The sequence below is a fragment of the Streptomyces sp. NPDC049837 genome (assembly GCF_040674455.1).
GTDB lineage: Bacteria > Actinomycetota > Actinomycetes > Streptomycetales > Streptomycetaceae > Streptomyces.
Genome location: NZ_JBFAMP010000009.1, coordinates 1 through 13734 on the forward strand (window position 1 = coordinate 1; position 13734 = coordinate 13734).

Annotated in this window: 12 protein-coding genes; 6 read left to right on the plus strand and 6 right to left on the minus strand. The window is 71.3% G+C overall.

The features are described 5' to 3' along the window. Positions 1 to 122 precede the first annotated feature (122 nt). The 3 genes from AB0J57_RS23540 to AB0J57_RS23550 form a co-directional block, all read right to left on the minus strand. The gene (locus AB0J57_RS23540) at positions 123 to 1322 is read right to left on the minus strand and encodes a DUF5667 domain-containing protein (protein WP_366130270.1); all 1200 of its coding nucleotides are present in this window, start codon (positions 1320 to 1322) and stop codon (positions 123 to 125) included. 227 nt (positions 1323 to 1549) lie between these two features. Next, positions 1550 to 2329: an ECF subfamily RNA polymerase sigma factor, BldN family gene (locus tag AB0J57_RS23545; RefSeq protein ID WP_126888986.1), complete on the minus strand. Its 780-nt coding sequence runs from the start codon at positions 2327 to 2329 to the stop codon at positions 1550 to 1552. Positions 2330 to 2651: 322 nt separating this feature from the next. Then, entirely contained in the window at positions 2652 to 3557 is a 906-nt protein-coding gene (locus AB0J57_RS23550) for an HAD-IB family hydrolase (RefSeq protein ID WP_366130271.1), read from the minus strand. A gap of 101 nt (positions 3558 to 3658) precedes the next feature. Between AB0J57_RS23550 and AB0J57_RS23555 the strand changes: the two genes are divergently transcribed. The 6 genes from AB0J57_RS23555 to hemB all read left to right on the plus strand — a co-directional run bounded on the left by AB0J57_RS23555 (position 3659) and on the right by hemB (position 10123). Then, positions 3659 to 3925, plus strand: a complete 267-nt coding sequence (locus tag AB0J57_RS23555; protein ID WP_366130272.1) for a glutaredoxin family protein — start codon at positions 3659 to 3661, stop codon at positions 3923 to 3925. Positions 3926 to 4227: 302 nt separating this feature from the next. Then, positions 4228 to 5001, plus strand: coding sequence for a redox-sensing transcriptional repressor Rex (locus AB0J57_RS23560; protein ID WP_366130274.1), 774 nt, complete (start codon positions 4228 to 4230; stop codon positions 4999 to 5001). Next, positions 4998 to 6344 carry a glutamyl-tRNA reductase gene (locus AB0J57_RS23565; RefSeq protein ID WP_366130275.1) on the plus strand — a complete coding sequence of 449 codons (1347 nt, stop codon included), beginning with the start codon at positions 4998 to 5000 and terminating at the stop codon, positions 6342 to 6344. Before AB0J57_RS23560 ends, AB0J57_RS23565 begins: the two co-directional genes overlap by 4 nt. Further along, the gene (hemC, locus tag AB0J57_RS23570; protein ID WP_366130276.1) at positions 6341 to 7300 is read left to right on the plus strand and encodes a hydroxymethylbilane synthase; all 960 of its coding nucleotides are present in this window, start codon (positions 6341 to 6343) and stop codon (positions 7298 to 7300) included. The genes AB0J57_RS23565 and hemC overlap by 4 nt, the downstream gene beginning before the upstream one ends. Beyond that, positions 7297 to 8961, plus strand: a complete 1665-nt coding sequence (locus AB0J57_RS23575) for a bifunctional uroporphyrinogen-III C-methyltransferase/uroporphyrinogen-III synthase (RefSeq protein ID WP_366130277.1) — start codon at positions 7297 to 7299, stop codon at positions 8959 to 8961. Before hemC ends, AB0J57_RS23575 begins: the two co-directional genes overlap by 4 nt. 163 nt (positions 8962 to 9124) lie before the next feature. Then, positions 9125 to 10123 carry a porphobilinogen synthase gene (hemB, locus tag AB0J57_RS23580; RefSeq protein ID WP_366130278.1) on the plus strand — a complete coding sequence of 333 codons (999 nt, stop codon included), beginning with the start codon at positions 9125 to 9127 and terminating at the stop codon, positions 10121 to 10123. On the opposite strand, the gene AB0J57_RS23585 is transcribed toward hemB, so the two are convergent. The 3 genes from AB0J57_RS23585 to argS all read right to left on the minus strand — a co-directional run bounded on the left by AB0J57_RS23585 (position 10120) and on the right by argS (position 13658). Beyond that, the gene (locus tag AB0J57_RS23585; protein WP_366130279.1) at positions 10120 to 10872 is read right to left on the minus strand and encodes a DUF4253 domain-containing protein; all 753 of its coding nucleotides are present in this window, start codon (positions 10870 to 10872) and stop codon (positions 10120 to 10122) included. The two genes, hemB and AB0J57_RS23585, sit on opposite strands and share 4 nt — an antisense overlap. Before the next feature lie 33 nt (positions 10873 to 10905). After that, positions 10906 to 11685: a hypothetical protein gene (locus AB0J57_RS23590; protein WP_366130280.1), complete on the minus strand. Its 780-nt coding sequence runs from the start codon at positions 11683 to 11685 to the stop codon at positions 10906 to 10908. A gap of 197 nt (positions 11686 to 11882) precedes the next feature. Beyond that, positions 11883 to 13658: an arginine--tRNA ligase gene (gene argS / locus AB0J57_RS23595; protein ID WP_366130281.1), complete on the minus strand. Its 1776-nt coding sequence runs from the start codon at positions 13656 to 13658 to the stop codon at positions 11883 to 11885. Positions 13659 to 13734: the final 76 nt, after the last annotated feature.

The window sequence follows — 13734 nt, forward strand, 5'->3', positions numbered from 1 at the left end:
TCCATTTTATTTAAAATACAAACCAACCACTTAAAAAAATTTTTGTGGGGGGGGGGGTTTTTTTTTTTTTTTTTTGGGGGGGGGGGGGGGGCCCCCCCCGGGGGCGCCCCCCCCCACCACAGCTACCTCGCGTCCTCCTCGTCGATGCCCAGACCTCCGATGATGCCCGGGATCAGCGGCGGGATCGTGACGTCCGGGGCGGGCGGGGGAGTGGGCTGGGCGCCGCCGCCGGAGGGCGGTGTGGGCGTCGCCGGGTCCGGTTCGAGCAGCCCGCCCGTGTTGCCGCCGAGCAGACCGTCGTCCTTCGCCGGGCCGGAGCCGGAGGGGCCGGGCTTGCTGCTGCTACCCGAGGGCCGGGACTCCGGGGCGGACGGGGAACGGTGGGACGGTCCGGAACCCGAGGAGTCCTCGGTGGCGCCCGGCCGGCCGGATCCCCGGCCGTCGCTCCGCTCCGGGGGCTGCGGCAGCTTGGACTGGAGCGGTCCGACCTCTTCGTCTATGGCGGCGAAGACGTCGCTCACCTGGTCCCGTACGTCCGTGAGCTGGACGGGCAGCCGGTCGCGCAGGCCGATCCAGGCGTCCCGGTGGCTGCGGGCGAACGAGTTCAGCGTGGCCATCGGGGCGATGGTGCCGTCCCGCTCGTACGCCAGGCGGAGCAGCCGGTGGCCTTCCGCCGCGTCGTGCTGCATGCCGTTGAGCGCGCGCCGGATCTCGCCCAGGGACTCGTGGTCCAGCACGCCGGTACGGTCGCGCTCCATCAGGCGGCGGGCCTCGCCGAGCCGGGTGGAGGCCTGGTCGAGGTAGATCTCGCCCCGGTCGGCGTCGTCGTCCGCCATACCGAGCTTGAGGTCTTCCATCCCGCGCTTCAGCCCGTAGAGCGAGTCACCCGGGAGGGCGTCGGAACTGGCAGCGGCCACCCCGCTGAACGCGCCCGCCGCCACCCCGACCGTGAGCCCGCCGGCGGCGAGCCCCTTCGACCAGCGGGAGCGGGGACGCAACTTCCGGAGCGCGGAGGCCCGGTGGGCTCCCCGCCCGGACGCCGCCCGCTGCTCCGGCACCGTAGGGCCCGCCGATGCGCTGCCTTCGGCGGCTGTGCCCTCCAAAAACAGCGCCTCCATGGCGGCGACGAGCTGTGCTCGCTGCACCACCTTCACGTCGGGGTCCAACTCCGGCTTCGGCAACTCGCCGAGACCGCTCGCCAGGGCCAACAGCCGACCCTGTTCGGTCGGTTCGACCGATGCCTCGGGCTGCTCGGCCGCCTGCTCTTCCAGGGCCTGGGCGAAGGCGTTCGCCCGCCGGTGCGCCGATACGTTCGCGATCACTGGCGGCACCTCCTCTCGTCATGACGGTCGACTCCCCGGGGGGTCCGGAAGGTTGCACACCTTGAGCCAATCCACACGAACGAGTGAGTGACTGGGGTCGCGGTGTGACCACAGGGAGCCTGCATCCCGCACAACGAGCGTCTCGGCACTTGGGTTACGCACGAAAGATGATCGGACCAGCGCGTCATCGAGGCATAAACGGAGGGTGAGTTGGGGGGTACGGACGGTCAGCGCGCGTCTTCGGGCAGCAGGCGGGCCAGGGTGCGGACCGCCCGGTACTGGAGGGTCTTGATCGCTCCTTCGTTCTTGCCCATGACGCGAGCGGTCTCCGCGACGGACAGGCCCTGGAGGAAGCGCAGGGTCACGCACTCCTGCTGCTGCGGGTTGAGCTTGCGGACGGCCTCCAGGAGGGCCGCGTTGGAGAGGGACTCCAGGACCGAGTCCTCCGGGCTGCGCTCGACCTCGTTGGCGTCGAGCATTTCGCCCGTGGTCACTTCCAGGCGGAAACGGCTCGATTTGAAATGGTCGGCGACCAGGTTGCGAGCGATGGTGACCAGCCAGGCACCGAAATCGCGCCCCTGCCACGTGAACGTGGAGATGCGGCGCAGGGCGCGCAGGAACGTCTCGCTGGTCAGGTCCTCGGCCGTCGCCTTCCCGCCGACGCGGTAGTAGATGTAGCGGTAGACGGTGTCGCTGTACTGGTCGTACAGGCGGCCGAAGGCCTCGGCCTCGCCGGCCTGGGCGCGCTCGACCAGCTCCATCATGCGCGCGCTGTCGCTGTCGGCGGTGGGCCGTCGGGCGGTGGTCGAGGTGCCCGAACCGCCCCGGCCGCCGCGTCTCCCGACGGCGGCACCGCCGTCGGCGAGGGCATAGCAAGGACCGGCGAGTGCCGGTGAGGCGAAGGCCGGGACGGCGTACGCGGTGGGGACGAAGCCGCGCAGATGGTCGAGGACCGTCGCGCGGAGCGTAGCCAGGCCCGAGGCGTCAACCCCGACGTGTGGGTACACGGGACTCCCAGAGGCAGAGCTTCCATCACGTGCAGTACGGAACCTTTCACCCGTCGTAGCGACGCGAGGGGGTCCCGTATGCGTCTGAGGAGAATAACGCTTAGTGCAGGGAGCGCTACACCGAGTTGCTCAAATCATCGATTCAGTCGCTTCTGTTACGTCTACGCGGCTGATCAAGTCGCACTTCGTGACCAGTAATTGATCGGATTACTTCCACATCTGCTTGAGTGCGGGATCTCTTGTGGCCGAGTGCGCGCGGGGCGACTGGCGGGGGTCACAGGGGGGTAAGAAGCCCGGATTGGCCGCGGGCAGGCGGGCGGGCTCAGCGGCGGCGGCGGTGGAGGGCGACGGCGGCGGCCGTGCCGCCGGCCAGGGCGCCGACGCCCGCGGCTGCCGGGATGCCTACCTTGGCGGCCTTGCGGCCCGTGCGGTAGTCGCGCAGCCGCCAGTCGCGCTCGCGCGCGTACTTGCGCAGCTTGGTGTCCGGGTTGATGGCGTACGGGTGCCCCACCAGGGACAGCATGGGGATGTCGTTGTGGCTGTCGCTGTACGCCGCGCAGCGCGACAGGTCCAGGCCCTCGGCGGCGGCCAGCGCGCGGACCGCCTCCGCCTTGGCCGGGCCGTGCAGGGGCTCGCCGACGAGCTTGCCGGTGTAGACGCCGTCCACCGACTCGGCGACCGTGCCGAGGGCGCCGGTCAGGCCCAGGCGGCGGGCGATGATGGTCGCCGTCTCGACGGGCGCGGCGGTGACCAGCCAGACCCGCTGGCCGGCGTCGAGGTGGGCCTGGGCCAGGGCGCGGGTGCCGGGCCAGATGCGGTCGGCCATGTACTCGTCGTAGATCTCCTCGCCGATGGTCATCAGCTCGGAGACGCGGTGCCCCTTGACGATGGACAGGGCGCTGTCGCGGGCGTCCTGCATGTGCTCGGGGTCCTCGACACCGGCGAGCCGGAACCACGCCTGCTGCCAGGCGAACCGGGCCAGCTCGCGGCGCTGGAAGAACTTCCGCTTGTACAGCCCGCGGCCGAAGTGGAAGATCGCCGCGCCCTGCATCACCGTGTTGTCGAGGTCGAAGAAGGCGGCGGCCTGCTCGTCGCCGGGAACGGGGAACTGGGGTTCGGGCGCCGGCTGCGAGGTCTTGCGGGCGGCCTCGGCCGACGCTTCGCCCGCCAGCACGCTGCGCGCGGTGGCGAAACGCCTATGAGGAGTGAGCCATCCCAGTGCGGCCATGTCGTGAGCATAGCCACTGTGTTCGGTACTTCCCGACTTGTGGGGATGCCATGGCGTGAACTCTGTGCGGCGCCGGCATTACGCGGGCGGAGAATAGGGGCATGTTCGGACGTACGAAGAAGAAGGCCGGCCCGCGCACGGTGACCCTCATCGGGAAGCCGGGGTGCCACCTGTGCGACGACGCGCGGGAGGTCATCCGGCAGGTGTGCGCCGAGACGGGCGCGTTGTGGGAGGAGAAGGACATCCTCCAGGATGAGGAACTGCACCGGGCCTACTGGGAGCAGATTCCGGTTGTCCTGGTGGACGGGGAGCAGCACACGTTCTGGAAGGTCGACGCCGGGCGGCTGCGGCGCGCCCTGGAGGCGTGAGCGGCCGGGCGTGAGCCGGGAGGGGTGACCGGGAAAGACGGTTACCATCGTGTGCGTTTTGTTGCGGTTCGGGGGCGAGGTCATGAGGAGTGTGTACCGCTTTGCCCCCTTCGGCTCGTGAACGGACTGAGGTTCACCTTGGTTCCGGGATGGCGCGAACAAATCGCGTGACCCCGGTCACTTTGCCCGGACAAAATGGACACCATCTTTGTGCACGCGTTCACAAAGACATAGCCTGCTGTCAACGGGGCGGTCCTGGGACGTACGGCCGCCTACAGCCCCGCTCATCCCGCAGGAGCACCGTGGCAACTGGCCGAACACACCGACCGGCGACCCGCAGCCGAGGAATCCCCGAGGCCACCGTCGCCAGGCTTCCGCTGTATCTGCGGGCGCTCACCGCACTGTCGGAGCGCTCCGTACCCACGGTCTCCTCCGAGGAGCTCGCGGCGGCGGCGGGGGTCAATTCCGCGAAGCTGCGCAAGGACTTCTCGTACCTCGGCTCGTACGGCACCCGTGGCGTCGGGTACGACGTCGAGTACCTCGTCTACCAGATCTCGCGCGAGCTGGGGCTGACCCAGGACTGGCCGATCGTCATGGTCGGTATCGGTAACCTCGGCGCCGCCCTCGCCAACTACGGCGGGTTCGCCTCCCGTGGCTTCCGCGTGGCCGCCCTGATCGACGCGGACCCCGCGATGGTCGGCAAGCCGGTCGCCGGCATCCCGGTCCAGTACATCGACGACCTGGAGAAGATCGTCGACGAGAACGGCGTCTCCATCGGCGTCATCGCCACGCCCGCCGGCGCCGCGCAGCAGGTCTGCGACCGGCTCGTCGCGGCCGGCGTGACCTCCATCCTGAACTTCGCGCCGACCGTGCTGTCCGTCCCCGACGGGGTGGACGTGCGCAAGGTCGACCTCTCCATCGAGCTCCAGATCCTCGCCTTCCACGAGCAGCGCAAGGCCGGCGAGGAGGCGGGCGGCGAGGCCGTTCTGCCGCCCGTCGTGCGGGGCGCCGCCGGCACGCCGGCCGAGGAGCGTAAGGGACCTGACGGGGACATGCCCGCCGTGATGCCGGCATGAGCCTCCTCGTCGTCGGCCTCAGCCACCGCAGCGCCCCCGTGAGCGTGCTGGAGCGGGCCTCCCTCGACCCCGACACGCAGAACAAGCTGCTCCAGGACACCCTCGCCGCCGAACCGGCCGCCGAGGCCGCCGTCCTGGCCACCTGCAACCGCATCGAGCTGTACGCCGACGTGGACAAGTTCCACGCGGGCGTCGCCGAGCTGTCCACGCTGCTCGCCCAGCACAGCGGGGTCGGGCTGGAGGAGCTCACCCCGTACCTCTACGTGCACTACGAGGACCGGGCCGTCCACCACCTGTTCTCGGTGGCGTGCGGGCTGGACTCCATGGTCGTCGGCGAGGGGCAGATCCTCGGCCAGATCAAGGACGCCCTCGCGCGCGGCCAGGAGCTGCACACCGCGGGACGGCTGCTGAACGACCTGTTCCAGCAGGCGCTGCGGGTCGGCAAGCGGGCCCACAGCGAGACCGGCATCGACCGGGCCGGTCAGTCGCTCGTCACCTTCGGGCTGGAGCAACTGGCGGCGGGCACGGACGTCGCCGGCTGGGCCGAGGGCAAGCGGGCCCTCGTCATCGGCGCGGGTTCCATGTCCTCGCTGGCCGCCGCCACGCTCGCGCGGGCCGGGGTCGGCGAGATCGTCGTCGCCAACCGCACGGTGGAGCGCGCCGAGCGGCTCGTACAGATCCTCACCGAGCCCGGGGGCACGGGCGTGGTCGCGCGAGCCGTGGCCATGGGCTCCGTGGGCGACGAACTGACACGTGCCGACGTGGTCGTCTCCTGCACGGGCGCCACGGGCCTGGTACTGACGGGCGTCGCCGTCGAGAAGGCGATGGCCGGCCGTACCGCCCCGCTCGCGCTGCTCGACCTCGCCATGCCCCGCGACATCGACGCCGCCGTGCACCGGCTGGCCGACGTGCGGCTCGTCGACATCGAGTCGCTCGCCGAGGCCTCCGCCGACGCGCCGATGGCCGCCGACGTGGACCAGGTGCGCGGCATCGTCGCCGACGAGGTGGCCGCCTTCGGCGCCGCCCAGCGCGCCGCGCACATCACCCCGACCGTCGTCGCGCTGCGCACCATGGCCGCCGACGTCGTCGCGGGCGAGATGGCCCGGCTGGAGGGCCGGCTGCCCGGACTCGACGACAAGCAGCGCGCCGAGATCACCCAGACCGTGCGCCGCGTGGTGGACAAGCTCCTCCACGCGCCGACGGTGCGGGTCAAGCAGCTCGCCAGCGAGCCCGGCGGCGCGGGGTACGCGGACGCGCTGCGCACACTCTTCGACCTCGACCCGGAGACGGTCGCCTCCGTCAGCCGGGCCGACATGAACGACCCGAATAGAGGGCGAGTATGACCGAGAGGGCATTGAGGCTCGGGACCAGGCGCAGCAAGCTCGCCATGGCCCAGTCCGGGCATGTCGCGGAGGCGGTGCGGCAGCTCACCGGGCGCCCCGTGGAGCTCGTGGAGATCACCACGTACGGCGACACCTCCCGCGAGAACCTCGCGCAGATCGGCGGCACCGGCGTCTTCGTCACGGCGCTGCGTGACGCGCTGCTCGCGGGCGAGGTGGACTTCGCGGTGCACTCGCTGAAGGACCTGCCGACGGCGCAGCCCGACGACCTGGTGCTCGCGGCGATCCCGCTGCGCGAGGACCCGCGCGACGTGCTGGTCGCCCGGGACGGGCTGCGGTTCGAGGAGCTTCCGGCCGGGTCCCGCGTGGGCACCGGTTCGCCGCGGCGCATGGCGCAGCTCAACGCGTACGCGCGCAGCCACGGCATGGAGATCGAGTGCGTGGCCATTCGGGGGAATGTCGACACGCGCATCGGCTACGTGCGGAACGGTGAGCTGGACGCGGTGGTACTCGCCGCGGCCGGTCTCAACCGGATCGGGCGTAGTGACGAGGTCACCGACTTCCTGTCGGTCGACACGGTTCTGCCCGCGCCCGGTCAGGGCGCGCTGGCGATCGAGTGCACGGCGGCCAACACCGACCTCGCCGCCGCGCTCGCGGAGCTCGACGACCCGTACACCCGGGCCGCCGTGACCGCCGAGCGGTCCCTGCTCGCCGCCCTGGAGGCCGGTTGCAGCGCACCCGTGGGTGCCCTGGCCGACCTGCTGGCCGATGGGCAGGTTGTTCATGAGATGCGCCTGCGGGGCGTCGTCGGCACGACCGACGGCTCCACGCTGGTGCAGTTGTCCACCACCGGTCCCGTACCCATGTCGCACGGCGACGCTGTCGCGCTCGGTCGCGAGCTCGCGTCCGAGATGCTCGCCAAGGGTGCGGCCGGTCTTATGGGGGAGCGAGCACTTTGAGCCCCACCACTGCATCCAAGGCTTCCTCCGCGTACTCCGCGTGCGGGCACGTCACCTTCCTGGGCGCCGGACCCGGTGATCCGGGACTGCTGACACTGCGCGCCGTCGAGGCGCTGGCGGGCGCTGACGTACTGATCGCCGAGCCGGATGTGCTCGAGGTCGTACGCGGCCATGCGCGGGCGGGCGTGAGCACGCCTGAGCTGACGGTTGTTGACGATGCGTCAATGACCGCCGGGGTCCCTGTGTTGAGGGATGCGACCAATCTTGTCATGGAGGCCGCGAGGGGCGGCAAGCGGGTCGTCCGTGCGGTGAGCGGCGACCCGGGGCTCGACGGCAACGCGGGCGCCGAGATGCTCGCGTGCGCCGCCGAGGGCATCCCCTTCGAGGTCGTGCCCGGTGTCGCCGCGGCCGTGGGCGTGCCCGCGTACGCGGGTGTGCCGCTGCGGGACGCGGAGGGCGCCGATGTGCGCTTCGTGGACGCGCGGACCGCGAGCGAGCGGTGCTGGACGGAGGTGGGCGCGTCGGACGGGACGGTCGTCGTGTCCACGACCCTGGACTCCGTGGCCGCGGCGGCGGGTGAGCTGGTGTCGGCGGGCCGTAAGCCCGACACCCCGCTGACCGTGACGGTGGCCGGGACGACGACCCGGCAGCGGACCTGGACCGCGACGCTGGGCTCGATCGCCCAGGTGCTGAAGCAGGCGAAGGTGCTGCCGTCGCCCGACGGCCACCAGGCCGTCATAGCCGTGGTCGGTGAGCGCAGCGCCGCCGCCCAGCGCGACCAGCTCGCGTGGTTCGAGTCCAAGCCGCTGTTCGGCTGGAAGGTCCTCGTACCGCGCACCAAGGAGCAGGCAGCGTCGCTCTCCGACCAGCTCCGGTCGTACGGTGCCGTGCCCAGCGAGGTGCCGACCATCGCGGTCGAGCCGCCGCGTACCCCGCAGCAGATGGAGCGCGCGGTCAAGGGGCTCGTCACGGGACGCTACGAGTGGATCGCCTTCACCTCGGTGAACGCCGTGAAGGCGGTGCGGGAGAAGTTCGAGGAGTACGGGCTCGACGCCCGCGCCTTCGCCGGGATCAAGGTCGCGGCGGTGGGCGAGCAGACGGCGAAGGCGCTGGTGGAGTTCGGTGTGAAGCCTGACCTCGTGCCGAGCGGCGAGCAGTCGGCGGCGGGGCTGCTGGAGGACTGGCCGCCCTACGACCCGGTCTTCGACCCGATCGACCGCGTCTTCCTGCCGCGCGCCGACATCGCGACGGAGACGCTGGTGGCGGGCCTCATCGAGCTCGGGTGGGAGGTCGACGACGTGACCGCCTACCGGACCGTGCGCGCCTCGCCGCCGCCGGCCGAGACGCGGGAGGCCATCAAGGGCGGCGGTTTCGACGCGGTGCTCTTCACGTCCTCGTCCACCGTGCGGAACCTGGTCGGCATCGCCGGCAAGCCGCACAACGTGACCGTGATCGCCTGCATCGGGCCGGCGACCGCGAAGACGGCGGAGGAGCACGGGCTGCGGGTGGACGTGCTGTCGCCGGAGCCGTCCGTGCACAAGCTGGCCGAGGCCCTGGCCGAGTTCGGGCTGCGGCGCCGGGCCGCCGCGCTGGAGGCCGGTGACCCGGTCACGCGGCCGAGCGAGCGGCGCCCGGGGGCGCGGCGGCGGCGGACGACGTAACGGCTCGGAGGGCCCGCCTGCGGGGTGGCTCTCCGGTGCTTCCGGTACGGCCGGGCGCGCTCCCCACGGGGGGCGTGCCCGGCCGTTCGCGTTGCACCGGCCGGGCCCCGTATCCGGCGGGCTGTCGGCAAGAGCAGGGGCGGCGCGGGCGTAGCGTGGGCGTATGACTTCGTACGGATCCTTCCCCGGTTCGCGGCCGCGGCGGCTGCGGACGACTCCCGTGATGCGGCGGATGGTCGCGGAGACGCGGCTCCACCCGGCCGACCTGATCCTGCCCGCGTTCGTACGCGAGGGGGTGAGCGAGCCGGTGCCGATCGGGGCGATGCCCGGGGTCGTGCAGCACACGCGGGACACGCTGCGGAAGGCCGCCGTGGAGGCGGTCGAGGCCGGGGTCTCCGGGATCATGCTCTTCGGTGTGCCGGAGGACGCGAAGAAGGACGCGGCCGGGACGGCGGGCACCGACCCGGACGGCATCCTCCAGGTGGCCATCCGGGACGTGCGGGCCGAGGTCGGCGACGATCTCGTGGTCATGTCCGACCTGTGCCTGGACGAGTACACCGACCACGGGCACTGCGGCGTGCTGGACGCCGAGGGGCGGGTGGACAACGACGCGACCCTGGAGCGGTACGCCGAGATGGCGCAGGTCCAGGCCGACGCGGGCGTCCATGTGGTGGGGCCAAGCGGGATGATGGACGGGCAGATCGGGGTGGTCCGGGATGCCCTGGACACCATCGGCAAGGAGGACGTGGGGATCCTCGCCTACACGGTGAAGTACGCGTCGGCGTTCTACGGGCCTTTCCGCGAGGCGGTCGGGTCGTCGCTGCAGGGTGACCGCAAGACGTACCAGCAGGACGCGGCCAACGTCCGTGAGTCGATGCGCGAGCTGGCGCTCGACCTGGAGGAGGGCGCCGACATGGTGATGGTCAAGCCGGCCGGACCGTACCTGGACGTGCTGGCGAAGGTCGCGGACGCTGTGGACGTGCCGGTCGCGGCGTACCAGATCAGCGGCGAGTACGCGATGATCGAGGCCGCCGCCGAGAAGGGCTGGATCGAGCGGGACAAGGCGATCCTGGAGTCCCTCACGGGCATCAAGCGGGCGGGCGCGCAGATGATCCTCACCTACTGGGCGACCGAGGCCGCCCAGCGGCTGCGCCGGATTTAATCCCACCAGAACGTCCACTCGTGGCGGTCGAGCACCTCCTCGGCGGCGTAGGCGCGGATGGTGTCGTAGCCGTCCCAGACGTTGTCGGGGCAGAACGCGTAGTGCTCGGCGGCCACGGCGAGGGCGTCGGCGGTGGTGCGGGGCGGCGCAGCCACGGAGACGGTGAGGAGGTCGGGGCCCAGGCCCACGACCCGTATGCCGAAGCGGTCCTCCCAGGAGCGGAGGATCGTGGAGAGCTGAACGGCGTCGGTGTGGTTCGTGGCGCCGCCCCAGCCTAGGACGGCCGGGATGTCGGCGCTCCGGCGGGCCGGGACCAGGGCGCCGCGGGCTCCCTTCAACCACTCGTCGTCGCCCGCCAGTTCGGCCGTCAGGCGGGCCGCGGTGTCGTCGGGGGCGGTGTCGTCCGGGGCGGTCCTGCCGTCGGCGGGGGCGGCGGTGGCGGGGGCGAGGCCGGGCCAGGTGCGGGAGAAGGGCGCGAGGGTGCCCTCGTCCTCCTCCTGGGCCAGCTCGTCCCACAGGGCGGCCAGGGTCGCCGCGGGGTCGTGGTCGTCGGGGTCGGCCACCTGGCTCGGGTGGAGGTACTGGGTCTCGGTGAGCAGCACGGGCTGCATCCCGGCGGCTTCCCGGGCGGGCAGGAGACGGGCCCACGTGTCGGGCGTGGCGGGCTCGTCCGCGTACCAGAGCGACGGCTGGACGCGCATGGTGCCGGGCGGGAGGTCCAGGCCCAGCGCGTTCGGGTTGATGACCATGGAACGACCATAGGCGCCGCCACTGACAATGGCTCAGGGCCGCGATTCGTACAGGGTGGTGTGGTAGCGGCCGTCCGCCTCCCGGCCCGTGGGGTCCAGGCCCGCGAGCCGTACGGCGTGGATGGCGGCGCGCCGTTCCTCGGGGCCCGTGAACAGGCGTTGCGGGTAGGTGCGGTCGGGGTCCGCGCGGGTGGTGAGGCCGAAGCCCGCCAGGCACGAGGCGATCGGCGCGTACGGCACCGTGCGGATCACGAAGGCGCTCACCCACACCGGGCGCCGTGCGCATTCGAGCAGCGCGGCGAAGGTGCGGCGGCTGAGGAAACTGGCCCCGCCGGTGAGGGTGATGAGGCCGACGTCGCCCATGGCGGCGGCCAGGGCGGGCCCGGGCACGTGCTCTTCGAGGTTGTCGGAGTGGACGCCGTCGAGCAGGCCGACCGCGCGGGCGTAGTCGAGGGCGTGGTGGGCGATGTCGAGGCCCAGGACGCGGACGGCGTCGGGCCGGCGCCTGGCGGCGTAGAAGTCCTTGTCCCGCTCGATGAGTTCGGCGGTCGTCAGCCGCGCGGCCCCGGGGCTCGTGTAGTGGGCGTACAGGTCGGCGAGGGTCAGGTCGTGGTTGAGCAGGGCGGCGTTGATGCCGTACGAGCAGCACAGGTCGAGCACGGTGAGGCCGGGGTCGGCGCGTTCGGTGACGGTCCGCCGGAAGACGGCCCGGGCGTGGTGGGGGATCTCGTACGACAGCGGCGCCAGCCGGGTGAAGTAGGCGCGCGGGTCGGGGCGGTCGTAGATGTCGTCGAAGCTGGCCATGCCGTGCATGTGTTCCTCCTGCGGCCGGGGGTGGCGCAGGCATCGTGTCCCGGCCCGCACCCCCGGCGGCGGGCGCAACGGGGGGCGCATGGGCGCAGGCGGGTCATAGGTGGCTCAGTTCCGTCGGAGCGGGTCTCCGAGAGGCGTAACGCCGGAGGGGGCGTGCCGTGGCCGGCACGCCCCCTCTCGCGGGTGGGTGAGGTGTGTCAGAGGCGCTCGGGGGTGCGGATGCCGAGGAGCGCCATGCCCTGGTGGAGGGTGCGGGCCGTCAGGTCGCACAGGAACAGGCGGTTCTCGACCTGCTCGGGGGTGTCGGCCTTGAGGACCGGGCACTTGTCGTAGAACGCCGTCAGCAGCGACGCCAGCTGGTACAGGTACGCGGCCAGCTTGTGCGGCTCGTAGGAGGCCGCGACCTCCGCGAGCGTCTCGCCGAACTGGTCCAGGTGCAGTCCCAGGGCGCGCTCGGCCGGGGCCAGCTCCAGCTCCGGGTGCGCGGCCGGACGGGCGTCGCCGGCCTTCCGCATGATCGACCGGATTCGCGCGTACGCGTACTGGAGGTAGACGGACGTGTCACCGTTGAGCGACACCATCTGGTCCAGGTCGAACTTGTAGTCCCGCGACGCGGACGTCGACAGGTCGGCGTACTTGATCGCGCCGATGCCGACCTGGGCGCCCCGCTCGGCGATCTCGTCCTCGGACAGGCGCTCGTCCTCCGGCAGGGTCTCGGCCTTCTCGCGTACCACCGCGGTCGCCCGGTCGATCGCCTCGTCCAGCAGGTCGACCAGCCGGACCGTCTCGCCCTCACGGGTCTTGAACGGCTTGCCGTCCTTGCCCAGGACCGTGCCGAAGGCGAGCTGGACGGCGTGGACCCGCTCGTTCAGCCAGCCCGCGCGGCGGGCGGTCTCGAACACCATCTTGAAGTGCAGCGACTGGCGGGCGTCCACCACGTACACCAGGGTGTCCGCACCCAGGTTCTGCACGCGGTCGCGGATGGCGGACAGGTCGGTGGCCGCGTAGCCGTAGCCGCCGTTGGACTTCTTGACGATCAGCGGGACCGGGTTGCCGTCCGGGCCCTTGACGTCGTCGAAGAACACGCACAGGGCGCCCTCGGAGCGGACCGCGACGCCGGACTCCTCCAGCAGGCGGCACGTCTCGTCGAGCATGTCGTTGTAGCCGGACTCGCCGACGACGTCCGGGTCGTTGATCTCCATGTCCAGCTTGTTGAAGACCGAGTAGAAGTAGATCTTCGACTCGTCGACGAACCGCTGCCACAGGGCGAGGGTCTCCTCGTCACCGGACTGGAGGGCCACCACGCGGTCGCGCGAGCGGGCCTTGAACTCCTCGTCGGAGTCGAAGTGGGCGCGGGCGGCCTTGTAGAGGCGGTTGAGGTTGGACATCGCCTCTTCGCCGGAGGTGGCCGAGTCCTTGTGGTCCAGCTCGTGCGGGTGCTCGATCAGGTACTGGATGAGCATGCCGAACTGGGTGCCCCAGTCGCCGATGTGGTGGCGGCGGATCACCTTCTCGCCCGCGAACTCCATGATCTTGACCATGGCGTCGCCGATGACGGCGGAGCGGAGGTGCCCGACGTGCATCTCCTTCGCCACGTTCGGCTGGGCGTAGTCGATCACCGTGGTGCCGGCCTTGTCCGCGTACGGGACGCCGAGGCGGTCGTCGGCGGCGCGGGCGGCGAGGGTCTCGGTGATCGCCTTGTCGGTGATGGTGATGTTGAGGAAGCCGGGGCCGGAGACCTCGATGTCCTTGAGGACGTCATTGGCGGGAATGGCCTCGACGACCTTGGTCGCCAGCTCGCGCGGGTTGCCCTTGAGCTTCTTGGCGAGGGCCAGGATGCCGTTGGCCTGGAAGTCGGCCCGGTCGCTTCGTCGCAGCAGCGGGTCGGCGGAACCGGCCTCCGGCAGGGCTGCCGTCAGGGCGTCCGCGAGGCGCTGCTGCACGGTCGAAGCGAGAGAAGGGACCGAGGCCATGAGCTTCCGTTCCTGTCGTGGTGGTGAATGCCTATTCCGGTTGTCAAGTGTCCCATGGGTCCGCAAGCTCTTTGTC